24 protein-coding genes are annotated in these 21209 nt (G+C 62.1%); 13 read left to right on the forward strand and 11 right to left on the reverse strand.

Annotated elements, in window-relative coordinates; all coding sequences use genetic code 11:
• Nucleotides 1-4: 4 nt before the first annotated feature.
• Nucleotides 5-460: a PRC-barrel domain-containing protein gene (locus ACGYLI_RS11255; protein WP_394419237.1), complete on the forward strand. Its 456-nt coding sequence runs from the start codon at nt 5-7 to the stop codon at nt 458-460.
• A 78-nt stretch (nt 461-538) separates the two neighbouring features.
• Here the strand turns inward: ACGYLI_RS11255 and ACGYLI_RS11260 are convergent, their stop codons facing one another.
• Nucleotides 539-1021: a PaaI family thioesterase gene (locus tag ACGYLI_RS11260; RefSeq protein WP_394419238.1), complete on the reverse strand. Its 483-nt coding sequence runs from the start codon at nt 1019-1021 to the stop codon at nt 539-541.
• Nucleotides 1022-1102: 81 nt separating this feature from the next.
• On the reverse strand, nt 1103-1969 hold the full coding sequence (locus ACGYLI_RS11265; RefSeq protein ID WP_067264828.1) for a methylenetetrahydrofolate reductase: 867 nt from the start codon (nt 1967-1969) through the stop codon (nt 1103-1105).
• 94 nt (nt 1970-2063) lie between these two features.
• On the opposite strand from ACGYLI_RS11265, the gene ACGYLI_RS11270 reads away from it, so the two are divergent.
• Nucleotides 2064-2969, forward strand: coding sequence for a LysR family transcriptional regulator (locus ACGYLI_RS11270; protein ID WP_394419339.1), 906 nt, complete (start codon nt 2064-2066; stop codon nt 2967-2969).
• Between the two features lie 220 nt (nt 2970-3189).
• Here ACGYLI_RS11270 and ACGYLI_RS11275 read toward each other — a convergent pair whose 3' ends face one another.
• Nucleotides 3190-4230, reverse strand: a complete 1041-nt coding sequence (locus ACGYLI_RS11275) for an NADP-dependent oxidoreductase (RefSeq protein WP_394414008.1) — start codon at nt 4228-4230, stop codon at nt 3190-3192.
• A gap of 167 nt (nt 4231-4397) precedes the next feature.
• Between ACGYLI_RS11275 and ACGYLI_RS11280 the strand changes: the two genes are divergently transcribed.
• Nucleotides 4398-5183, forward strand: a complete 786-nt coding sequence (locus ACGYLI_RS11280; RefSeq protein ID WP_067264836.1) for an inositol monophosphatase family protein — start codon at nt 4398-4400, stop codon at nt 5181-5183.
• On the opposite strand, the gene ACGYLI_RS11285 is transcribed toward ACGYLI_RS11280, so the two are convergent.
• On the reverse strand, nt 5184-5474 hold the full coding sequence (locus ACGYLI_RS11285; protein WP_271689598.1) for a DUF6476 family protein: 291 nt from the start codon (nt 5472-5474) through the stop codon (nt 5184-5186).
• Between ACGYLI_RS11285 and ACGYLI_RS11290 the strand changes: the two genes are divergently transcribed.
• Both ACGYLI_RS11290 and rpoH read left to right on the forward strand, forming a co-directional pair.
• Nucleotides 5473-6519, forward strand: a complete 1047-nt coding sequence (locus ACGYLI_RS11290; RefSeq protein ID WP_394419340.1) for an RluA family pseudouridine synthase — start codon at nt 5473-5475, stop codon at nt 6517-6519. The genes ACGYLI_RS11285 and ACGYLI_RS11290 overlap by 2 nt on opposite strands.
• A gap of 173 nt (nt 6520-6692) precedes the next feature.
• Nucleotides 6693-7589: an RNA polymerase sigma factor RpoH gene (gene rpoH, locus ACGYLI_RS11295; protein ID WP_394419239.1), complete on the forward strand. Its 897-nt coding sequence runs from the start codon at nt 6693-6695 to the stop codon at nt 7587-7589.
• A 56-nt stretch (nt 7590-7645) separates the two neighbouring features.
• Here rpoH and ACGYLI_RS11300 read toward each other — a convergent pair whose 3' ends face one another.
• Entirely contained in the window at nt 7646-8281 is a 636-nt protein-coding gene (locus ACGYLI_RS11300; protein WP_394419240.1) for a GntR family transcriptional regulator, read from the reverse strand.
• A 75-nt stretch (nt 8282-8356) separates the two neighbouring features.
• Between ACGYLI_RS11300 and ACGYLI_RS11305 the strand changes: the two genes are divergently transcribed.
• From ACGYLI_RS11305 to ACGYLI_RS11315, 3 genes are all read left to right on the forward strand, one after another.
• Nucleotides 8357-8929, forward strand: coding sequence for a hypothetical protein (locus ACGYLI_RS11305; protein ID WP_394419241.1), 573 nt, complete (start codon nt 8357-8359; stop codon nt 8927-8929).
• Nucleotides 8930-9129: 200 nt separating this feature from the next.
• Nucleotides 9130-9516 carry a hypothetical protein gene (locus ACGYLI_RS11310; RefSeq protein WP_394419242.1) on the forward strand — a complete coding sequence of 129 codons (387 nt, stop codon included), beginning with the start codon at nt 9130-9132 and terminating at the stop codon, nt 9514-9516.
• A gap of 165 nt (nt 9517-9681) precedes the next feature.
• On the forward strand, nt 9682-9951 hold the full coding sequence (locus ACGYLI_RS11315; protein WP_067262455.1) for a DksA/TraR family C4-type zinc finger protein: 270 nt from the start codon (nt 9682-9684) through the stop codon (nt 9949-9951).
• Nucleotides 9952-9953: 2 nt separating this feature from the next.
• Here the strand turns inward: ACGYLI_RS11315 and ACGYLI_RS11320 are convergent, their stop codons facing one another.
• Genes ACGYLI_RS11320 through ACGYLI_RS11345 form a run of 6 tightly spaced genes read right to left on the reverse strand, consistent with a single transcriptional unit; the run spans nt 9954 to nt 15967 of the window.
• Nucleotides 9954-10196, reverse strand: a complete 243-nt coding sequence (locus tag ACGYLI_RS11320; protein ID WP_394419243.1) for a hypothetical protein — start codon at nt 10194-10196, stop codon at nt 9954-9956.
• Nucleotides 10196-12016 carry a M3 family oligoendopeptidase gene (locus ACGYLI_RS11325; protein WP_394419244.1) on the reverse strand — a complete coding sequence of 607 codons (1821 nt, stop codon included), beginning with the start codon at nt 12014-12016 and terminating at the stop codon, nt 10196-10198. Before ACGYLI_RS11325 ends, ACGYLI_RS11320 begins: the two co-directional genes overlap by 1 nt.
• Nucleotides 12017-12072: 56 nt before the next feature.
• Nucleotides 12073-13671: an ATP-dependent DNA ligase gene (locus tag ACGYLI_RS11330; RefSeq protein WP_394419245.1), complete on the reverse strand. Its 1599-nt coding sequence runs from the start codon at nt 13669-13671 to the stop codon at nt 12073-12075.
• On the reverse strand, nt 13668-14672 hold the full coding sequence (locus ACGYLI_RS11335) for a ligase-associated DNA damage response exonuclease (protein WP_394419246.1): 1005 nt from the start codon (nt 14670-14672) through the stop codon (nt 13668-13670). Before ACGYLI_RS11335 ends, ACGYLI_RS11330 begins: the two co-directional genes overlap by 4 nt.
• Nucleotides 14673-14729: 57 nt before the next feature.
• The gene (locus ACGYLI_RS11340; RefSeq protein ID WP_394419247.1) at nt 14730-15677 is read right to left on the reverse strand and encodes an alpha/beta fold hydrolase; all 948 of its coding nucleotides are present in this window, start codon (nt 15675-15677) and stop codon (nt 14730-14732) included.
• Nucleotides 15677-15967 (reverse strand): SCP2 sterol-binding domain-containing protein, encoded by a 291-nt coding sequence (locus ACGYLI_RS11345; protein ID WP_067262473.1) that lies wholly within the window; start codon nt 15965-15967, stop codon nt 15677-15679. The genes ACGYLI_RS11340 and ACGYLI_RS11345 overlap by 1 nt, the downstream gene beginning before the upstream one ends.
• Nucleotides 15968-16041: 74 nt before the next feature.
• Between ACGYLI_RS11345 and ACGYLI_RS11350 the strand changes: the two genes are divergently transcribed.
• From ACGYLI_RS11350 to ACGYLI_RS11370, 5 genes are all read left to right on the forward strand, one after another.
• Nucleotides 16042-16599, forward strand: coding sequence for a hypothetical protein (locus ACGYLI_RS11350; RefSeq protein ID WP_394419248.1), 558 nt, complete (start codon nt 16042-16044; stop codon nt 16597-16599).
• Nucleotides 16600-16614: 15 nt separating this feature from the next.
• The gene (locus tag ACGYLI_RS11355; protein ID WP_394419249.1) at nt 16615-19599 is read left to right on the forward strand and encodes a helicase-related protein; all 2985 of its coding nucleotides are present in this window, start codon (nt 16615-16617) and stop codon (nt 19597-19599) included.
• Nucleotides 19600-19983 carry an RNA-binding S4 domain-containing protein gene (locus ACGYLI_RS11360; RefSeq protein WP_271689608.1) on the forward strand — a complete coding sequence of 128 codons (384 nt, stop codon included), beginning with the start codon at nt 19600-19602 and terminating at the stop codon, nt 19981-19983.
• A 51-nt stretch (nt 19984-20034) separates the two neighbouring features.
• Nucleotides 20035-20370, forward strand: coding sequence for a ferredoxin FdxA (fdxA, locus tag ACGYLI_RS11365; RefSeq protein WP_067262482.1), 336 nt, complete (start codon nt 20035-20037; stop codon nt 20368-20370).
• 313 nt (nt 20371-20683) lie between these two features.
• A complete protein-coding gene (locus ACGYLI_RS11370) occupies nt 20684-21196 on the forward strand; it encodes a CarD family transcriptional regulator (protein ID WP_007120274.1) in 513 nt (170 codons plus the stop codon).
• Nucleotides 21197-21209 lie beyond the last annotated feature (13 nt).

Here is a 21209-nt window from a genome sequence, read left to right on the forward strand (position 1 = left end):
AGACATGAAAACGCTTACAGCCAGCACCCTTGCCCTGACACTCGCAGGCACCGCCGCTCTCGCTGAAACGCATATGACCGACTATTCCAATGTCGACAGCATGCAGATGAACGAAATGCGCGGCGATCTGATCCGCTCGCGCGATATCACTGGCGGGGAGATCTACACCCTCAACGAAGCCGGCGACGAATGGAGCCCCAACACGGCCTATAACGAAATCGGCGCCGATTGGAACGAAATTGGTGAGATCGAAGACATCGTTCTGTCCAAGAACGGCCAGATGGTCGGTATCGTGGCCGAGGTCGGTGGTTTCCTCGATATCGGTGACAAACACGTCATGATCTCGACGCCCGACGTGAACCTCGTGGCTGTTGATGATCAGACTTACGCCTATGTCACGCGTCTGAGCGAAGAAGAGCTCAAAGCGCTGCCCGGCGTTGACGAAGGCTTCTGGGACTAATTTAAGCGGTTAACGCTTAAGTTGAATTTTTGGACCCCGGCGTGGAGCTTTCCGCGCCGGGGTTCTTCGTGAATGGACTTAGCCCAGATTCATCACGATGCAGGTGGTGGAGCCTGTGGCATAAAGCTTGCCATCCTCGACGCCGCGAATCTCTCCATGCGCGACACCGGTCGAACGGCCCACATGATCGGTCACCCCGATACAGTCGATCTCCATCCCCAAAGGCAGGCCGCGCAGGATATTAATCTTGTATTCCAAAGTGGTATAGACCGAGCCCCGGGGGATTTTCGTCATCACCGCGCAGGCCATCGCTGAATCGAGCAGCGTGCCGTACCAACCGCCGTGCACCGTGCCCATCGGGTTTGTCATGGCAAAGCTCGGTGCGCCGCGAAAGACGATGCGGCCCTCTTCAACCGAATGCAGCGCATAGCCCATGGTCTGGCCGATCGGTGGGCCGGGGGTGGTGCCATCGAGAATGGCCTGCATGAACTCCAGCCCCGAAAGCTTGAGCGCTTCGGATTGGGACAAAAGGTCAGCGGGGCTTTGGGCGATGCGGGGCATGGTCTTCTCCGGCAAGTGAATTTTGCCGGAGGATACGCCCGCGCGGGGCAGGGGCAAGCCCCCCTGCCGGAGGGACAGCGCTTACGCGACGTCCGAGAGATCGACCTGCGGGGTCACACCGATGGCACGGCAGACGTCGCGGGTGAGTTCCGCGCGGTTGAGCGTGTAGAAATGCAGCGCATCCACGCCTTCATCAATCAACTCGCTGCACAGTTCGGTGCACATGGCTTGGGCCAGCAGATCGTGCCGGTCATCGCGGATCGCGGCCTCATAGGCTTGGTCGACCCATTCCGGGACTGGGGTGCCGCATTTGACGGCGAATTTGCGGGCCGAGGTCCAGTTCACCACCGGCAGGATGCCCGGCGTGATCGGCTTGTCGATGCCCGCTTTCACGCAGGCGTCGCGGAAACGCAGGAAGGTCTCCGCCTCAAAGAAGAACTGGGTCAGCGCCTCATCCGCGCCTGCGTCGAACTTGCGCTTGAGCCAGTCGATATTCGCCTGTTGGTCTGCCGCTTCGGGGTGCGGGTCGGGGTAGGCGCCAACGCGGATGGTGAATTTGCCGGTCTTGGCTAGCGCCTCAATCAGCTCGCAGCTGTCGGCGAAGCCCTCGGGGTGGGGCACGAACTTGTCGGTGCCCGCTTGTGGGTCACCGCGCAGGGCGACGATGTCTTTGATGCCCGCCTCGGCGAATTTATCGGCCACGTCCAGCGTTTCCGCCCGGCTGGCGCCAACGCAGGTCAGATGGCCCGCGACGGGCAGGCCCGAGGTGCGGTGCAGCACATGGGCCGAATCATGCGTCAGATCGCGGGTGGTACCGCCCGCGCCATAGGTGACGGAAAAGAAACGCGGTGCCAGCGGGGCCAATGCCTGCGCCGCATCCCACAGTTTGAACGCCGCGCCGACGGTGCGGGGCGGGAAGACTTCGAAGGAAACGGCAGGGGTGGTCATTGAGAGATCCTTTTGGCGGTTTCACGTCTTGTCTCACATCTAGGCTTGTGAGACAAACTCATAACATTCATCTTGAACATGAGTAATGCCTCAAATGCACATTGAGTTCCGTCACCTGCGCACAATCAAGGCCATCCACGAGGCGGGCGGCTTGGCCCGCGCGGCGGATCAGATGAATATCACGCAATCGGCGTTAAGTCATCAGGTGAAGGGGTTGGAGGAGCAGGCGGGGGTCGAACTCTTTGTGCGGCGTTCGAAACCGTTGAAGTTGTCGCCCGCCGGGCAGCGGCTGTTGAAGCTCGCGCAGCAGGTCTTGCCGCAGGTCGAAGCCTTGCAGGACGAGTTTTCGGGTCTGCGGGCGGGCAGCACGGGGCGGATGCACATTGCGATCGAATGTCATGCCTGTTTCGAGTGGCTCTTCCCGGTGTTGGAGCAGTTCCGCCGCCATTGGCCGGATGTGGATGTCGATATCCGCCCCGGTCTCGCCTTCGATGCGCTGCCTGCGCTTTTGCGGGAAGAGGTGGATTTGGTGGTCTCCTCGGACCCTGAGGAATTGCCGGGTGTCGAATTTGTCGAACTCTTTGATTATAATCCGGTTTTCGTGGCCTCGCAGAACCACCCTTTGGCCGAAAAGCCCTTTGTCGAGGCGGCCGATTTTCGTGGGGAGACGTTGATTACCTATCCGGTGGAGCGGACCCGGCTGGACGTGTTCAGCCAGTTGTTGATCCCCGCCAAGGTCGAGCCTGCGACGATCAGGCAGGTAGAGCTGACGGCGGTGATCCTGTTGCTGGTGGCATCCAACCGCGGGGTCTCGGTCCTGCCGGATTGGGTGGTGCGGGAGGTGAAATATTCCTCCGATTACGTCACGCGGCCTTTGACGGCCGAGGGGATCACACGGCGGCTTTATGCAGCGGTGCGGCGGGATGATCTGGGCAAGCCGTTCATGGATGAGTTGCTAAAGCTGGCCGGGCAGGAGGCGCGGAAGTTGCAGCGGGCCTGAGCGGGGTGCCGAGGGCCAGCGCCTGCCCGTGGGTGGGCGATTGACCGTGGTTCATGCCGCTTTATGGTTCAGCCATGACGCACGGTCGCGAAGTCGTGCCAAGCCTTTCTAAATCGCCTACCCGGGGGACGGGCAGGCGATGGCCCGGCGCCTGCGACTTGACGCCGGGCCGGGTGCGTGAACGCGCCGTTCCACAAGGCGGAACGACGCATTCCAAAGCTTACTTCACCTTAACGATAGCCTTGCCGGTGTTCCCGCCATTCAGCATGTCGATGAAGGCCTGCGGTGCATTCTCCAGCCCTTCGGTGATGTCCTCTTTCACCTTCACGCGGCCATCGGCGACCATTGGCGCCACTTCGCGCTGGAACTTCGGCATCTGGTCCCAGTGGTTCGAGATGATGAAGCCGCGCACGGTGAGGAAGTTCACCAAAATCGTGCGCCATAGCCGCGGCGCGGTGAGGCCAGCTCCCTCGGCATCGGCACCCAGCCCACCTGCGTTATACCACGCGATCATGCCGCAAAGCGGGATCCGGCCATGGGGGTTCATCAGCGGCAGCACCGCGTCCAGCACCTTGCCGCCGACGTTTTCGTAATAGATATCAATGCCATCCGGTGCGGCCTCTTTCAGGGCGGTGCGCAGGGATTTGGCATCGTCATAGGCGCGGTGATCAAGGCAGACGTCAAAGCCGAAATCGCGGGTGGCGATCTCGCATTTCTCAGCCCCGCCCGCGATGCCCACGGTGCGCAGCCCTTTGGCCTTGGCCAATTGCCCCACGATTGAGCCGACGGGGCCGGTGGCGGCGGCCACGACGAGGGTCTCGCCCTCTTTCGGTTGGCCGATGTCGTTCAAACCGTACCAGCCGGTCAGGCCGGGCATGCCAAGCACGCCGAGGGAGGCGGTGATAGGCACGCCTTCGGCATCTACCTTCTGACATTGTTTCGCCGGGGCGACGCCATGGGTGGCCCAGCCGAAGGCGCCAAAGGCAAAATCGCCCTCGGCGAAGCTCGGGTCATTCGAGGCGATCACTTTGCCCACGCTGCCGCCTTCCATCAGCCCGCCGATGGGCACAGGTTCGGCATAGGACTTCGCATCGTCCATCCGGCCCCGCATATAGGGGTCGAGCGACATGTAATGCACTTCGACCAGAATTTCGCCGTCGCCCGGCTGCGGGATATCCGCGCTTTCAAGGCGGAAGTTCTCGGGCGTGGGTGCGCCATCGGGGCGGGAAGCGAGGACGATTCTCTGCATCTGGTCGGACATGGGGTTTCCTTCGTGCTGGTTGCTACAGCGTCCAAGGTGTTCCCTCGCGCTCTGAATGCAACCCGTGAAGCGCGCGAGAATCAATAAGCGGTGCAGGTTTCTGCCCCCTTGGCAATTGCGCTCTTGCGCCCTATACGTCCCGCCTTATCCATCAAAGGGCGCGAACAATGATCGGCAGTGCGAATCTCAACATCATGATCAAGGCGGCACGCAAAGCGGGGCGTGCATTGGTCAAGGATTTCCGCGAGGTCGAGAACCTTCAGGTCTCGGTCAAGGGCGCGGGCGATTTCGTGACCAAGGCCGATATCGGCGCCGAGAAGATTATCAAAGACGACCTCATGGGCGCGCGTCCGACCTATGGCTGGCTGGCCGAAGAGGGAGGCGAGGAAGAGGGCCAAGACCCGACCCGCCGCTGGATCGTCGACCCGCTGGATGGCACGACGAACTTTCTGCACGGTCTGCCGCATTGGGCCATCTCCATCGCGTTGGAGCATAAAGGCGAGATTGTCGCCGGTGTGGTCTTTGACCCCGCCAAGGACGAGATGTTCTTTGCCGAGAAAGGCACCGGCGCTTGGATGAACGAAGGCCGTCTGCGGGTCTCTGGCCGACACCGCATGATTGAGTCGATCTTTGCCACAGGTCTGCCTTTCGGGGGCCGTGCCGATCTGCCTGAAACGCTCAAGGATTTGGGCCGCCTGCTGCCCGTCTGCGCCGGTGTGCGCCGCTGGGGCGCGGCATCGCTCGATCTCGCCTATGTCGCCTCGGGCCGTTACGATGGCTTCTGGGAGCGTCGTCTGAAGCCATGGGATGTGGCCGCGGGCATGTTGATCGTTAAAGAGGCCGGTGGCCTTGTCGAGCCGATCCGGCCTGAGCGCAACATCCTGCAACATGGTGAGATCATCTGCGCGAACGAGCCGATCTATTCGACCTTTGCCAAGACGATCCGCGGCTGATCACTCGATCGCGACCGTCTGGCGCAATGCGCCGGTCAGCTGGTCAAAGATCAGGATCTCATCCGCATCCGTCACCACCGCATACCAGCCGCGGCCTTGCGTGAACGCTTGGGCGCTGCTGCCATCGGGCAGGGTGATGCTGCGCGGCATGGTCGGGCCCTGATCGCTCAGGCGGGTGACAAGCACGAAGATCAGCACTAGAACCCCGCCAATCATCACGACGGTCAAGACCGTCACCATCCGCCGCAGAAACCGCAGGTTCGCCGGTTCATCAGGGTTGTCCGTGTCCATGTCTCACCGCCGCATTGATTTCATTCTGAACGATAGCCCGCCCGCCCGTCTTGATAAGGCGCTGGCCCGCGATGTGCCAGAGGAAGCGAACCTGTCGCGCACCCGTTTGGGCCGTTTGATCACCGAGGGCGCCGTCACGCTGGACGGTGTGGTGGTCCAAGACCCCCGCGCCAAAGTGGCCGAAGGGCAGGCGGTGCAGATCACTGTCGAAGAGGCGGCGGAAAGCCACATCCTGCCCGAGGACATCCCCCTTTCGGTGGTCTTTGAGGATGACGACCTGATCGTGATCAACAAGCCTGCGGGCATGGTGGTGCACCCCGCGCCGGGCTCGCCCTCCGGCACCCTGGTCAACGCATTGCTGGCGCATTGCGGCGATGATCTCTCTGGTGTGGGCGGAATGAAACGGCCCGGCATCGTGCACCGGATCGACAAGGATACCACTGGTCTGCTCGTCGTCGCCAAATCTGATGCGGCGCATCACGGGCTGGCGGCGCAATTCGAGAAACATACCGTAGAGCGCTATTACCAAACCCTCGTCTATGGGGTGCCGGATGCCAATGATCCGCGCCTGCGCGGGGTCAAAGGCGCGTCCTTCGAGGCGGGGAATATCCTGCGGATGACCACCCAACTGGCGCGGCACAAGACCGACCGACAGCGGCAGGCGGTGCTGTTTCAGGGCGGGCGGCACGCGGTGACCCGCGCCCGCACGGTTGAGCGTTTTGGCACTCCGCCCGTGCTGGCGCTGCTGGAATGCTGGCTTGAGACGGGGCGCACGCACCAAATCCGTGTGCATATGTCCCACGCGGGCCATGGTTTGGTGGGGGATGCGACCTATGGCGGGCGGCGCAAGCTGGCCAAGACGGCCTTGCCTGAGGCCACCGCCGAAGCAATCCGTGCCTTCCCCCGCCAAGCGCTGCACGCCGCCGTTCTGGGGTTCGAACATCCGGTGACTGGTGAGAACCTGCGTTTCGAAGCACCCCTGCCGACCGATATGGCCGCCCTGCTGGACCTGCTGCGCGACGGCCCCACCGCCCCATCGGCGTGACCCCGCCACCCTGCGGAACCGCCTAAGGATCGGTTACGTTTTGTCCACAGAAACTGTGCAGTCATGAACAAAAGCGTGAATGCTTCTGTCTTGAAAGCACGAAGGGGGCCGCCCATATTGCATGTTAAGCGAAATAACATAGGCCCCAATTAAACTGGGGAAAGGGACAAGACATGGCAAATTATGCAAATCTGCCCGCACCAACGCCCGAAGGCGGGCTGAACCGCTATATGCAAGAAATCCGCAAGTTCCCGCTGCTGGAGCCTGAGGAAGAATACATGCTGGCCAAACGCTGGGTCGAAGAACAAGACACCGAAGCCGCGCATAAGATGGTTACCTCTCACCTGCGCCTCGCGGCAAAGATCGCGATGGGCTACCGGGGCTATGGATTGCCACAGTCCGAGGTGATCTCGGAGGCCAATGTCGGCCTGATGCAGGCGGTGAAACGTTTCGATCCTGAGAAGGGCTTCCGCCTTGCCACCTATGCGATGTGGTGGATTCGCGCCTCGATTCAGGAATATATCCTGCGGTCGTGGTCGCTGGTTAAGCTCGGCACGACCTCAGGTCAGAAAAAGCTGTTCTTCAACCTGCGTAAGGCCAAGAACAAGATCGGCGCGCTGGAAGAGGGCGATTTGCGCCCTGAAAACGTGAAAGAGATCGCGACCCAGCTTGGCGTGACTGAGGATGAGGTCGTCTCCATGAACCGGCGGATGTCGGGCGGGGATGCTTCGCTCAACGCCACTGTCGGGTCCGAAGGCGAAGGCACGATGCAGTGGCAAGATTGGTTGGAGGATGAAGACACCGACCAAGCGGGCGACTATGCGGAGCGTGACGAGCTTGAAACCCGGCGGGAGATGCTGGCCGAGGCTTTGGACGTGCTGAACGAGCGCGAGAAGGACATTCTGACCCAGCGTCGCCTGTCGGATGAGACGGTCACGCTCGAAGACCTCTCGGCGCAATACGATGTCAGCCGCGAGCGGATCCGCCAGATCGAAGTGCGCGCCTTCGAGAAGCTGCAAAAGCGGATGCGCGACTTGGCGAAGGAAAAGGGCATGTTGGCGGCTAGCTAACGGCTGATCCAGTTGATGCAGAGGGCCCCGCTTCTTTGGAGCGGGGCTTTTCTTTATTAGCTTTGGGGTTCGACAAGCTGGCTTTCGAGCCTTGCGACTTCTTCGAAACAGGCGCCGATCATGCCCGACTGCATCGCCCGGGCAGCGGCTTGCAGCACCGCCCGCAGATGCACGATCTGAGGTTCCGGCGCGGTGTCGAAATCACGCAGGGACCATCTGATCAGCCGCCAATAGGCCGCGCGAAAGGCGTCGCTGAGGATCGGGTTCTCGATCATCTCCGATAGGGCGTTCAAAAGTCGGGCGCGGATGTCGAAAAAGGCCTCAGCATTGTCCAGCGGGGCGAGGTCCATCATTCCCAGTATCCCGGCGAGTGACATGAAGTGCGCCGTCGGGGCGGTGGAGGGCTCTGCACATTTGCCGGCGGCTTCGATGATCGCCCCAGCCGCGTGAATGTCATCCGCGCGCATGGGCGCGTCCAAAGGGGTCACGACAGACCCCACGCCGGATTTCACGGCGATCATGCGTTCATAGGCCAAACGTTGCAACGCTTGCCGGATGGGCGTGCGGGACACGCCGAAACGCTGGGCGAGGGCCACCTCATGCAGCATGCCGTCGGCGATATTGCGGTTCAGGCAGATGTCCGTCCGAAGCGCTTCTGCAATCGCGGCGCTGGATTTGACTTGGGTAGGCATTGCCCGGCATCCTTAGTCTATTCGATTTTACCTATTTAACATGTATACAGGTGCTCCTGCCGTTACTCAAATTCTATGGACGTTTTTATGTCTCGTGATGTGCCTTTTTTCGATCCTGAAGCGACCTCGATACGCGCTGTTATCCCCACGCCCCGCGGCGGGCATCTGGCGATGACGGGTTTTCCGGGGCTGTTGACCCATGTGGATGGCAGCGCTTACCTCGATCCTCAACAGATGCGGGAAACCTTGGAAGGCCTGCGCGCAGCTGAGGCGCGTGAGTTGCTGGTTCTTACCGAGGAGGTCGAGCTTCCTGACGGAGCTTTTCCCTTGATTTTAAAGACTTCACAGTCTCTTGGCTTAAGGCTCTCTTTCGCGCCGATCGAAGATTTCAAAGTCCCTTGCGATAGATTCTTAGCCGAATGGCCTGCACACCGGGTGCGTTTCGAGGCGGCGCTAGAGGCGGGTGAGACAGTCGCCTTTTCCTGCCAATACGGCGCGGGGCGCAGTGGGCTGATCGCAGCGTGGATGCTGATTGGGGCCGGAATGCCGGCCGCGGAAGCCATCGCCTTGGTGCGCAGCCATTTCCCCGAAGCGATTGAAAACCAGCTTCAGGAGAACTGGCTGCTAGAGGTCGAAAAGGAGAGGTAGACCTCCCCTTCGCATAGGAAATGTGAAAAACGTTTGGCGAATTATACGATTGCCCCATTGTCGGCAAGTTGTTGCCACATTTGAGCCACAATTGGGCCCGACAACATGTATACAGGTTGGGCAAAAGCGGCATCTCAGGGAACGCAAAGGCCCATAGAAAGGGAAGATAAGCGACCAGACGATTAGGAAGAGGATCAGACATGCCAAGCCGCTCTACCGCGCCAGAAACACTCGGCCCCATCACGTCCCTCAATGCAGGTGACATTCTCCGCCGCAAACGCAGCTATGATCCCGTCACCCTTGGTCACCCGTCCGATGAATGCCCCGTCACACTTACCATCTGCGACGCCCGATTTCACAGTGTACAGTATGCCCGCGACTTCGGCCGGGTCGAGGCGATGGTTGAAGTGACCTATACCTGCCATCCCGCCGCCATGCCGCAAAGGGTCCACCTGCGCACCAACGTTCCGCTGCGCCCTGCCGGCCAGCGACAAGAGCTTCGCCGGCGGCTCATTCAAAGCGCCGTCACCCTGTCCACCCTGCTAAACCGCTTGAATGGAGGAGATACGACCCTGCGTGCTGCTTGACTCACAGCCCAATGCCTAGCAACTGCACCCCCTTTTGGGGGTGTTTTTTTATTTGCGCGACCCATTTAATAAATCTTGGGGCGGGGGGCATATCCCGGGTGAAGCCGTGACAAGCCGCCGCTGCGCCCCATATCTCTGGAGTGAACCGCATAAGGAGGGCGCAACATGGCAGGTGGATGGACGCGCGATGGCGCGGTGAGCGAGCAGATCGAAGCCTCCATTTCCGACGAATTGGCGCGGCTAAAAGCGCGCCGCGCGCCGGTGGGCGAGAGCCGCACCCATTGCGCGGAATGCGAAGAGCCGATTCCAGAGGCGCGGCGCATGGCGCTGCCGGGGGTGAAGCTTTGCATCGACTGCGTGCGAGAACGAGACGGGCAGGCGCAGATGCGCGGCGGAATTAATCGGCGTGGCTCGAAAGACAGCCAATTGAAGTGACCTCAAGGCCGTTCTGCCCGCCGTCTGCGGCGAAGAGAGCGCCAGCGTCGAAATAGCCGCACATCCATCGCCGCCACCATGAGGCCAAGCGGCAGCATCCAGAATCCGAGGATCGGCAAGAACCCGAGGATGCCGCCGCATATGAGCAGCAGGCCGAGCGCAAATCTAAATCCGGGCGGCACCCGCCGCTGAATCCAGACAAAGAAGGGGGCGAACCTTTCTTTCATGCACTCGGCGCGGGACATCAGTCCTCCATCGCTTCCAATTCGTCGATCATGTCAGAGATCATCGACAGGCCCTTGTCCCAGAAAGCCGGGTCGCTGGCATCAAGGCCAAAGGGGGCGAGCAGTTCTTTGTGGTGCTTCGATCCGCCCGCTTTCAACATGTCGAAATACTTCTCTTCAAAGCCCTCTTCACCATCCGCGTAGACGGCGTAGAGCGCGTTCACGAGGCCGTCGCCAAAGGCATAGGCATAGACGTAGAAGGGCGAATGCACGAAATGCGGGATATAGGCCCAGAAGGTCTCGTAGCCGTCCATGTACTCGAATGCTGGCCCAAGGCTTTCGGCCTGAACGCTCATCCACAGCGCGTTGATGTCGTCGGGTGTCAGCTCCCCGCCGCGGCGCGCCTCGTGCAATTTGCACTCGAAGTCATAAAAGGCGATCTGGCGCACGACCGTGTTGATCATGTCCTCGACCTTGCCCGCCAACAGCACCGTGCGCTCGGCTTGGGTCTGCGCCTTGTCGAGCATCTTGCGGAAGGTCAGCATCTCGCCGAAGACCGAAGCCGTCTCGGCCAGCGTCAGCGGGGTGGAGGAGAGCATTTCGCCCTGATCGGCGGCCAGCACTTGGTGCACGCCGTGGCCCAACTCATGCGCGAGCGTCATCACGTCGCGCGGTTTGCCGAGGTAGTTCAGCATCACGTAGGGGTGCACGTCCGTCACGGTGGGATGCGCGAAGGCGCCGGGCGCCTTGCCGGGTTTCACGCCCGCGTCGATCCAGCCCTTGGTGAAGAACTGCTTGGCCAGTTCGCCCATACGCGGATCGAAGGCGTGGTAGGCCTCCATCACGGTCGCTTCGGCCTGCGCCCAGTCGACGACCTTGGGGTCTTCCATCGGCAGCGGCGCGTTGCGGTCCCAGACCTGCATCACGTCAAGGCCCAGCCACTTGCGCTTGAGCTCATAATAGCGGTGGCTCAGCTTCGGATAGGCTTCGACCACGGCGTTGCGCAGGGCCTCGACGACCTCCGGCTCTACGTGATTGCTGAGGTGACGGCCCGTCTGCGGCGTTTCCATGCCGCGCCAGCGGTCGATGACCTCTTTCTCCTTCACCTGCGTGTTGTGCACGCGGGCGAAGGTGCGGATATTGCGGCCCAGTACATTGGCCAGTTCCCGCGCACCCGCCTCGCGCTTGGCGCGGTCGGGGTCGGTCAGCAGGTTCAGCGTGCCTTCGATGTTCAGCGTCTCGCCGTCGACCTCGAACTCCAGCCCGGCGATGGTTTCGTCGAACATCCGCTCCCATGCGTCGCCGACGACGCCGAGGTCATGCAGGAACTTCTCCATCTCGTCCGAAAGCTGGTAGGGCTTCATCGCGCGGATGCGGTCGAAGACGGGCTTGTAGCGCGCGAGGTCGGGGTTCTCGTCCAGCAGTTTGGCGAGGTGATCGTCGGGCAGCTTGTTGAGCTCCAGCGTGAAAAACACCAGCGGCGTGGTGTAGTCTGTGATCTTCTCCTGCATGTCGGACATGAACTTGGCCCGGCCCGCGTCGGTGGTCTGCTGGTAGTAGCGCAGGCCGGCGAAGGACATGATGCGCCCGGCGACCTGATTGATTTTCTCGTTGCGCAGCACGCAGTCGAGCAGACCCTTGGCATCGAGCGCGGCCAGATTGCCTTCGTAATCGGCGGCGAAGCTGGCGCAGGCTTCCTCCAGCCAGTCGAGGTCGCGTTTCAATTCGGGCGCGTCCTCACTGGTATAGAGATCGCTCAGATCCCATTCCGGCAGATCGCCAAGGTCTTTGCCCCCGGCGCTGGCGTTGGCATCGTGAAGCGGGAAGGGAAGCTGAAACATCGGTGTACCTCATTTGCGTTTCGTCACATCTATGCCTCCGGGCGGGCCGGAACAACCTATCCGTAGATGCGCAGCATTTCTTTCAGATCGTCGAGGGTGTTGGCCTCTTGCAGCGGCTTGTCCTTGCGCCAGCGCAGCATCCGGGGAAAGCGCAGGGCGACGCCGGATTTGTGGCGCGGGCTGGGCTGGATGCCCTCGAAGGCGATTTCGAAAACATGGTGCGGCGTGACCTGACGCACGGGGCCGAAACGTTGCTGCGTGTTCTTGCGCACCCATGCCGTGATCTGGCGGAACTCGGCGTCGGTGAGGCCGGAGTAGGCCTTGGTGAAGGGCACCAGATCGTTGCCGTTCCAGACCGCGAAGGTGAAATCGGTAAAGAGGTTCGCGCGGCGGCCCGAGCCTGATTGCGCGTAGATCATCACCGCGTCGATGGTCAGCGGGTCGAGCTTCCATTTCCACCAGTCGCCCTTTTTGCGGCCCGAAAGATAGGGGCTGTCGGCGCGTTTCAGCATCAGCCCCTCGGCCTGCGCCTCGCGCGCCGTTTCGCGCAGGGTGGCCAATTCGGCCCAATCAGTGAATTGGTGCTGGGGCGAGAGGCGGACGGGTGCGTCCTCGGGCAAATCGGCGGCGGCCTCTTCCAGCAGGGCGCGGCGCTCGGCGAAGGGGCGGTGGCGGATGTCTTCGCCCTGCCATTCCAGCAGGTCGTAGGCGTGCAGCACGACAGGGGCTTCCGTCAGCAGCTTCTTCGGCACCGTCTTGCGTCCGATGCGGGCTTGCAAAGCATTGAAGGAGGAAGGGTATTCGGCGCCGGGTTGCCAAACCAGCAATTCGCCGTCGAGCACGGTGCCCGGCGGCAGGTGATCGGCGGCGCGGGCCAGTTCGGGGAAACGGTCGGTCATCAACTCCTCGCCGCGCGACCAGACGAAATAGTCGCCGTCGCGCAGGATGAGCTGGCCGCGGATACCGTCCCATTTCCACTCCGCCCGCCAGTCACTCGGATCGCCCAAGCCTTCCGGCCCGTCCTCAAGCGCATAGGCGAGGTAAAAGGGGTAGGGGCGCGAGGCGTCGGCGCTGGCGTCCTCCGCCTCGATCAGGCTGTGCCATGTGACGTCGTCGGGGTGCCAGTTGCCCATCAGGCGGTGCGCCATCTCCGCCTCGGGCCGCCCGGTGGCGCGCGAGAGCGCCCGGGTCATCAGCTTCTGGCTGATGCCGATGCGAAAGCCGCCGGTGATGAGCTTGTTGAAAAGAAACCTTTCGGTGCCGCCAAGCTGTTGCCACGCCGAGAGGACAAATTCCTTGCCCGCCGTGTCGTCGAGATCCTTCAACCCGCGCAGGGCGTTTATCCACGAGGTGAGCGTGCCGGTGTCGTCGCTCTCGACTGGTGGCAGGACCAGCGCGATGGTCTCGGCCAGATCGCCGACGATGGCGTAGCTGTCCTCGAAGAGCCAGAGCGGCACGCCCGAGGCTTCCGAGGCCCATTCGCGCAATTTGGTGGTGGTGACCGCGCGTTTCGGGCGGCGGCCCGAGAAAAGCGCGACGGTCCAGAGACGGTCATCCTCGGAGGCCGTGGTGAAATACTCGGCCAGTGCGGCGACCTTCACCGTGGTCTTGGTGGTCTGGTCGACGGCGTTAAAAAGCGCGGCAAAATCCTTCATTCGCTGTCGCCCCCGTCGCCTTCGAACTGGGTGGGCACGACTTCGGCGTTCCACCCCTGATCGTTCAAGTATCGCGTGAAGATATCTGTGTAACCATGCGTGACATATATGTTTTCCGCCCCGGTCTCGCGGATCGCCCAGAGCAGCCCATGCCAATCCGCATGGTCCGAGATGACAAAGCCCCGATCCCCCGCGCGCCGCCTGCGCACCCCGCGCAGCGCCATCCAGCCAGAGGCAAAGGCGCTCTCCTGCGCGCCGAACCGCCGTGCCCATTGGCTGCCGAGCGCGGAGGGCGGGGCCAGCACCAGCGCGCCGGGATGTTCTTTAGGCGCCAGTTCGGGCGTCACCAGCGTGGTGTCGGGCAGCGCGATGCCTTGGCCGCGCAGCACCTCGTTGGTGTTCTCCACCGCCGTATGGGTCAAGATCGGGCCGATCTCGGGGTCAAGCATCGACAGAAGCCGCTGTGCTTTGCCCAGTGAATAGGCCCCGAGGAAAGCGGTCTTGCCCGCCGCCTTGCAACCCGCCCACCAGTCGTTGATCTGGGCTGCTACCTCGGCCTGCGGCGCCCAGCGAAAGACCGGCAGGCCAAAGGTGCTCTCAGTAATGAAATGGTGGCAGCGGACCGGCTCGAAAGCCTCGGACATGCCATCGTCGATCACCTTGTAGTCACCCGAGGCAACCCAAACCTCGCCACCGACCTCAACCCGGATCTGCGCGCTGCCGGGGACATGGCCCGCGGGGTGGAAAGAGACCGTCGCCCCGCCGATCTGGCGCGTCTCGCCATAGGCGATGCCCTCGATGGCGATCTCGCCCAACCGGTGGCGCATTACGGGGAGCGCGGCATGGGTGGCCAAATAGCTGCCCATGCCGTCGCGGGCGTGGTCGGAGTGGCCGTGGGTGATCAGCGCCCGGGCGACGGGGCGCCAAGGGTCGATGTAGAAGTCACCGGCGGCGCAGTAGATGCCGTTTTCGGTGAAGCTGAGGACGGGTTCGCGTGTCATCCCAAGCAATCTAGGCGGCGCAGGCCAATTGCACAGGAAAATGACGCTGGCGAGGGCTTAACCGGTGATATTGCCCAGATAGAGCTTTTCCAGCCCGTCGAAGATCGGCTTGCGCAACTCCGGCCTCTCCAACAGCACCTCGTGCTCACCGCCCGGCACGATCTCCAGCCGCCCGCCTTTCCACTGCGCCATGCGCTTGTGAACGCGGTCGGTGGCGACGATACGCTCGTTGCTGCCAAGGTAGGTGACGCAGGGAATGTTGGGCGCCGAGCGTCCGGCGAGGTGTTTGGTCTCGGCCAGCGCCTCGCGCAGCCAGACGAAGCTGGGGCCGCCGAGGCTCAGCTCCGGATGGGCGGCCAGTTGGTCGCGCATCATGTCGTACATCTGCGGATCGGTGGTCAGCAGGTTGTCTTCGAAAGGGGCGATGGCAGGATAGGCTTCGATCTTGGTGCCCGGGGGCAGGCGGTGGCCCTGTCCGACCCGGGGCATGAACTGCGCCAAGGACCACGCCAGCGCGCGCAGATGCGGGACAACATAGATGCCCCACATCGGGCCGGTGAAAGCGACGGCCTGCACCGGCAGCCCTTCCATCACGGCACGCAGGCCGATGCAGCCGCCCATGGAGTGGGCCAGCAGGAAATAGGGGCGCGGCAGGTTCAGGCTGCGCGCGGCGCGCAGCATGGCGGCGACGTCTTTCTGATAGTCGCTGAAAACATCCACATGGCCGACGCGCGCGTCCGGTAAAAGCCGGTCCGACAGTCCCTGACCGCGCCAGTCGATCGCCATGGTGGCAAGGCCGCGCCGCGCGAAATCGGCGGCGCAAAGCCCGTATTTTTCGATATATTCGGTCCGCCCCGGGAAGAACAGCACCGTGCCCCGCGCGCCTGCGCAGGGCCAATGACCCAGCCTGATCCGCTTGCCATCCGATGCCTCGGCCCAATGGGCTTGGCCCCCATCGGGGCCGGGGGCGATATCGGTGTAGAGCGGGGCCGGGTCCAGATGCATCAGCCGAGAACAGCGGCGAGCTTCATCGCCATGCCCATGTCGCCGTCGATCTTGAGCTTGCCGGTCATGAATGCGGATGTGGGGTTGGTGTCGCCTTCGAGGATGGACTGGAAGGTTTCGGCATCCGCGCTCAGCGTCACGTCGGCCTCTTCGTCCGCCGCGCGGGCGCCGTTTTCGTCCATCATCACGGTGCCTTCACCTTCGATGTCGAACTTGGCCGTGCCGTCAAAATCGCTGCCGGCCAGCTTTTCGTTCAGCACCACTACCGCTTCGTTCACAATATCGCTCATCGCTCGCCCTTTTTTGGCATTTGGCCCCGCTACGTCTGGAATTGCGGCGGCAGCCTGTTACATTCAGTTTTGTTATGCGCATCATACCCGTCAACCTCAAACATACCGTTGCGGCAGTTGGTAGCTTTGTGTTGCTTGCGGGCATGGCCGTGGCCGAGAAGGCCCCGCCCGACCTGATGCAAAAGCTGCGCGAGGCCCCAGCGGCGGAGGCCCCCAGAATCGCCCATGAGATCGAGGCGCATTGGCAGCGCTCCGGTTCGGCTGCGATGGATTTGCTGCTGTCGCGGGGGCGGGAGGCAATGGCGGATGGCGATGCACGTTTGGCGATCGAGCATTTGACCGCGCTGACCGATCACGCCCCCGGTTTCGCCGAAGGGTTTCATGCGCGGGCGCAGGCCTATTACGGGGCCGACCTCTATGGCCCCGCGCTGGATGATCTGGAACGGACGCTGGCGCTGAACCCCGACAATTACAACGCGATCTTCGGCCTTGCCGTGATGATACAGGAGTTCGGAGATCTGGGCCGCGCGGCCGCACTTTACCGCAAGACGCTCGCCCTCAACCCGCATCACGAAGACGCCCGCGCGGCCCTTGAGGGGCTGCGCCGGGACGGCATCGGGCGCGAGCTTTAATTCAAGGATAGACAGGTGGCAGGCAACAAGCGCGTCGTGGCCGTTCTCGGCCCGACAAATACCGGCAAGACGACCTATGCAATCGAACGGATGCTGGCCCATCGGACTGGGGTGATCGGCCTGCCGCTGCGGCTTTTGGCGCGCGAGGTCTATGACCGGATCGTCAAGGCGCGCGGCCCCTCGGTGGTGGCGCTGGTCACGGGCGAAGAGCGGATCGTGCCGCCGCGCACGCAGTATTGGGTGTGCACTGTCGAGGCGATGCCGCAGGAGATGGGCGCGGATTTCGTGGCCATCGACGAGATCCAGCTTTGCGCCGATCCCGAGCGCGGCCATGTCTTTACCGACCGTCTGCTGCGCGCGCGGGGCCTGCATGAGACGCTGTTCATGGGGGCCGTCACCATGCGCGGCACCATCGCGGCGCTGGTGCCGGGCGTCGATTTCATGCGCCGCGACCGGATGAGCGAATTGATCTATGCAGGTCAGAAAAAGATAAGCCGGATGAAGCCGCGCAGCGCAATCGTCGGCTTTTCGGTTGAGAATGTATATGCCATCGCCGAGCTGATCCGCCGCCAAAAGGGCGGTGCGGCGGTGGTTATGGGCGCACTCTCTCCGCGCACGCGCAATGCGCAGGTGGCGATGTATCAGAACGGAGAGGTCGACTATCTGGTTGCCACCGATGCCATCGGCATGGGGTTGAACCTCGATGTCGATCATGTGGCCTTCTCGGCGCTCAGTAAGTTTGACGGGCGGCGGATGCGGCCCTTGGCCCCGAATGAACTGGCACAGATCGCTGGCCGGGCGGGGCGCGGGTTCAAATCCGGCACCTTTGGCACCACCGGGGACGCGCCCGCGCTGGACGATCACGTTGCCCGCGCGATCATGGATCACAACTTTACGCCGCAGAACAAGATCAACTGGCGCAATCACGCTTTGCAATTCGGCAGCATTGATCGGCTGATCAAGACCTTGGAAATGCCGCCCGAAGACGAGCGGCTGGTCAGGGCGCGGGAATCCGACGATCTGCGCGCGCTCAAGGCGCTGGCGCAGGTGGATGAGGTTTTTGCCCGGGCCACGGATGGCGCTTCGGTGCGGCTCCTGTGGGATGTCTGCCGGATTCCCGATTTCCGCGGCATCAGCCATGCGGAACATGCGGGGCTCTTGGAGACCATTTTCAACGATCTGCACCAGCGCGGATATATCCCCGATGATTGGCTCGCACGACAAATCAAACGAATTGATCGAACCGATGGCGACATTGATGCGTTGTCCAAACGACTCGCGTTTATTCGCACATGGACCTACGTTGCGCAGCGCAAGGGCTGGACAAAGGACGAAAGCCATTGGCGCGACACGACGCGTGTCGTAGAAGACCGCTTGTCGGACGCTCTGCACGAGCGTTTGACTCAAAGATTTGTAGATCGGCGCACGAGTGTATTGCTGCGCCGGCTTGGACAGAAGGAAGCCATGGTGGCCGATGTAAACGAGACCGGTGAAGTCACCGTTGAAGGTGAATTTGTAGGCAAGCTGGACGGGTTCCGCTTTCGGGTGGACAAGGGCGCGGGTGCGGCTGAAGACAAAACGGTGAAAACCGCCGCATTGCAGGCCTTGGCTCCGCAGTTCCATCTGCGCGCCGACCGGTTCTACAACGCTCCAGACACCGAGATTGATTTCACCGAACAGGGCGGCCTCATGTGGGGCAGCGCCGCGGTGGGCAAACTGACCGCTGGCAGCGACGCGCTGAAGCCGCAGGTCGAAGTCTTCGTCGACGACATCGCCGGGCCTGAAGTGGCCGAGAAGGTGAAACGCCGCCTCCAGCACTTCATCGACCGCAAGGTCGCGGCCCTGTTCGAGCCGCTTTTGGGGCTGAGCAAGGATGACACGTTGACCGGTCTGGCCCGTGGCTTTGCTTTCCAACTGGTTGAGAATTTCGGCATTCTGCCCCGCGCCCAAGTGGCCGAGGATGTGAAGGCCCTGGATCAAGACGCCCGCGGTGCGCTGCGCAAACATGGCATCCGGTTCGGCCAGTTCACCATCTTCATGCCGCTGATGCTCAAACCCGCGCCGACACGTCTGCGTCTGGTGCTGTGGTCGCTGGCCAAAGGGTTGAACGAATTCCCTGAATCCCCCCCGCCCGGTCTGGTGACCATCCCGGTCGAAGCCGAAGCGCCCGCCGGGGCCGACACCATGTCGGGCTACCGCAACGCCGGCAAACGCGCGATCCGCATCGACATGCTGGAACGTCTCGCCGATATGCTGCGGGCCGAAGATTCGCGCGGTGGGTTCGAGGCCAAGCCTGACATGCTGTCGATCACCGGCATGACGCTTGAGCAATTCGCCGACCTGATGGAAGGTCTGGGTTACAAGGCCGAAAAGGACGAGCGGACCAAGGTGAAACCCGTCGATGTGGTGATGCCCAAGGACGGCAGCCATGACGCGATGGCCCCTTCCGCCGATACCGTGGTGCCCGAGAAGCTCGACAGCGATCTGCCCGGGGACGACGCGGCCGACAAGCCGATCATGGATGTCGCTGCCGAGGAACCTGCGGGCGGTATCATCGAGACTCCTTCAGATGAGACCAACCCCGACGACCGCCCCGCAGATGTGGCGCAGATGCCCGACGACGGCATCGCACCTATCGCGGACGTGGCATCGGAAGACCCCGAGGTCGACACCAACATCCCCGAAGTACCAGCGGAAGAAATCCCGCAGGGCACCGCGCCCGATGCCGATGTCGCCGGGCCGGAGATGGAGACCTATTACATCTTCACGTGGGCCCGCAGCCCGCGCGGCAATGGCGGTAGCAACCGTCGCGGCGGGGACCGCAATCAAGGGCAAGGCAAGCCGCGTGGCAAGCCTGCCAAGGGCAAAGGGCGCAAGCCCGGCGGGGACAAGGGCGGTAAGTCGCAGAACTTCTCTGCCCGTCCTCCGCGTAAGGAAAAGCAGATCGACCCTGACAACCCCTTTGCCGCCGCGCTGATGGGGCTGAAGGACGACAAGTAAGTGGAGGCGGGCGCGAAACTGCGGCTGGACAAATGGCTGTGGCACGCCCGCTTTTTCAAAACCCGTTCGCTCGCTGCCGCGCAGGTGGCGGGCGGCGCGGTTCGGATCAACGGCACGCCGACGCAGAAACGCGCCAGCAGTGTCGGCCCCGGCGATGTGCTGACCTTTTCGCAAGGCGACCATGTGCGGGTGATCCGCATTGAGGCGATCGGCCATCGCCGCGGCCCGGCCCCCGAAGCGCAGACGCTCTACACCGATCTGTCCCCGCCGCAGCCCAAATCAAAGGACAGACAGCCCGAAAATCCCGGTTTTGAGGGAAAGGGCCGCCCGACCAAGCGCGACCGCAGGCAGCTTGATCTTTCTAAGGCGCGCCACCTTGAATGATCCCGCGCTCCGGTTTAGCTAGTCCCTCACATATCCAGCCAGAGTTTCCGCATGACCTATATCGTGAATGACGCCTGCATCGCTTGCAAATACACCGACTGTGTCGAAGTCTGCCCGGTGGACTGCTTCTATGAAGGCGAGAACATGCTGGTGATCCACCCTGACGAATGCATCGATTGCGGCGTTTGCGAGCCTGAGTGCCCCGCTGATGCGATCCGCCCGGACACCGAGCCGGATATGGAAAAATGGGTGGAGTTCAACCGGAAGTATTCCGAACTTTGGCCTGTCATCATCACCAAGAAAGACCCGCTGCCTGAAGCGGAAGAGATGGATGGCAAAGAGGGCAAGATGGAGCTCTTCTCGGAAAAACCGGGCGAGGGCGGCTAAGGCACGGCGATTCGCGCTTTGTTGCGCCTCTGTGACCTCAACTTTAAGTGTTAACCCGCTGAATTGACCGGGAAACCGCCGATGGCGGCTTGGGGGCGCTTCCGAAAGGCGTGATTCTGTGCTATAGTGTCTTTAAGCTGTAACACACGAGCCTGATAATGTTTCGACCCTGCTGCCAAGGTTGACCTCACATTTCTAACTCAAACGCACCCGAACGCAGACCACTCAGGCTGCGCTTCGCATGCGTTTTACGTGCTGTTCAGGTGTCTGAGTTAATGGCGGGGCTTCCCCCGCGCGCCAAGGAGCGATCTATATGACCAAATCGAAAAAGCTTGATTTCCGCCCTAATGAATTCGTCGTCTACCCTGCGCATGGCGTCGGGCAGATCGTCTCGATTGAGGAGCAGGAAGTTGCCGGCATCGCGCTGGAGCTCTTCGTAATTTCCTTTGAAAAAGACAAGATGACCCTGCGGGTGCCGACCCATAAGGCGACCGAAATCGGCATGCGCGCCCTGTCGACACCCGATGTGATCAACCACGCGATGAAGACGCTCAAGGGCAAGGCCAAGGTCAAGCGCGCCATGTGGTCCCGCCGCGCGCAGGAGTATGAGCAAAAGATCAACTCCGGCGATCTTATCGCCATTGCCGAGGTCGTGCGCGACCTGCACCGCACCGACGACCAGCGCGAGCAGAGCTATTCCGAGCGTCAGCTTTACGAAGCAGCCCTTGAGCGCCTGACCCGTGAAGTGGCGGCTGTTTCGGGGGGCGATGAACTCGCCGCTGCGAAACAGGTCGGCGATGTGCTGGAAAGCCGCGTCGCCGCCTAAAGGCCGCAGAATT

The organism is Sulfitobacter sp. 1A13421 (assembly GCF_043557285.1).
Classification (GTDB): domain Bacteria; phylum Pseudomonadota; class Alphaproteobacteria; order Rhodobacterales; family Rhodobacteraceae; genus Sulfitobacter; species Sulfitobacter faviae.

Bases quoted from the DNA above. Each gene is read 5' to 3' on its own strand.
- ACGYLI_RS11280 (WP_067264836.1), top strand. From the start codon at position 4,398: ATGATCGGCAGTGCGAATCTCAACATCATGATCAAGGCGGCACGCAAA.
- ACGYLI_RS11345 (WP_067262473.1), bottom strand. From the start codon at position 15,967: ATGAGCGATATTGTGAACGAAGCGGTAGTGGTGCTGAACGAAAAGCTG.
- ACGYLI_RS11270 (WP_394419339.1), top strand. From the start codon at position 2,064: ATGCACATTGAGTTCCGTCACCTGCGCACAATCAAGGCCATCCACGAG.
- ACGYLI_RS11300 (WP_394419240.1), bottom strand. From the start codon at position 8,281: ATGCCTACCCAAGTCAAATCCAGCGCCGCGATTGCAGAAGCGCTTCGG.
- ACGYLI_RS11315 (WP_067262455.1), top strand. From the start codon at position 9,682: ATGGCAGGTGGATGGACGCGCGATGGCGCGGTGAGCGAGCAGATCGAA.
- ACGYLI_RS11350 (WP_394419248.1), top strand. From the start codon at position 16,042: ATGCGCATCATACCCGTCAACCTCAAACATACCGTTGCGGCAGTTGGT.
- ACGYLI_RS11335 (WP_394419246.1), bottom strand. From the start codon at position 14,672: ATGACACGCGAACCCGTCCTCAGCTTCACCGAAAACGGCATCTACTGC.
- rpoH (WP_394419239.1), top strand. From the start codon at position 6,693: ATGGCAAATTATGCAAATCTGCCCGCACCAACGCCCGAAGGCGGGCTG.
- ACGYLI_RS11260 (WP_394419238.1), bottom strand. From the start codon at position 1,021: ATGCCCCGCATCGCCCAAAGCCCCGCTGACCTTTTGTCCCAATCCGAA.
- ACGYLI_RS11310 (WP_394419242.1), top strand. From the start codon at position 9,130: ATGCCAAGCCGCTCTACCGCGCCAGAAACACTCGGCCCCATCACGTCC.
- ACGYLI_RS11340 (WP_394419247.1), bottom strand. From the start codon at position 15,677: ATGCATCTGGACCCGGCCCCGCTCTACACCGATATCGCCCCCGGCCCC.
- ACGYLI_RS11265 (WP_067264828.1), bottom strand. From the start codon at position 1,969: ATGACCACCCCTGCCGTTTCCTTCGAAGTCTTCCCGCCCCGCACCGTC.
- fdxA (WP_067262482.1), top strand. From the start codon at position 20,035: ATGACCTATATCGTGAATGACGCCTGCATCGCTTGCAAATACACCGAC.
- ACGYLI_RS11290 (WP_394419340.1), top strand. From the start codon at position 5,473: ATGTCTCACCGCCGCATTGATTTCATTCTGAACGATAGCCCGCCCGCC.
- ACGYLI_RS11330 (WP_394419245.1), bottom strand. From the start codon at position 13,671: ATGAAGGATTTTGCCGCGCTTTTTAACGCCGTCGACCAGACCACCAAG.
- ACGYLI_RS11255 (WP_394419237.1), top strand. From the start codon at position 5: ATGAAAACGCTTACAGCCAGCACCCTTGCCCTGACACTCGCAGGCACC.
- ACGYLI_RS11325 (WP_394419244.1), bottom strand. From the start codon at position 12,016: ATGTTTCAGCTTCCCTTCCCGCTTCACGATGCCAACGCCAGCGCCGGG.
- ACGYLI_RS11320 (WP_394419243.1), bottom strand. From the start codon at position 10,196: ATGTCCCGCGCCGAGTGCATGAAAGAAAGGTTCGCCCCCTTCTTTGTC.
- ACGYLI_RS11305 (WP_394419241.1), top strand. From the start codon at position 8,357: ATGGACGTTTTTATGTCTCGTGATGTGCCTTTTTTCGATCCTGAAGCG.
- ACGYLI_RS11285 (WP_271689598.1), bottom strand. From the start codon at position 5,474: ATGGACACGGACAACCCTGATGAACCGGCGAACCTGCGGTTTCTGCGG.
- ACGYLI_RS11275 (WP_394414008.1), bottom strand. From the start codon at position 4,230: ATGTCCGACCAGATGCAGAGAATCGTCCTCGCTTCCCGCCCCGATGGC.
- ACGYLI_RS11370 (WP_007120274.1), top strand. From the start codon at position 20,684: ATGACCAAATCGAAAAAGCTTGATTTCCGCCCTAATGAATTCGTCGTC.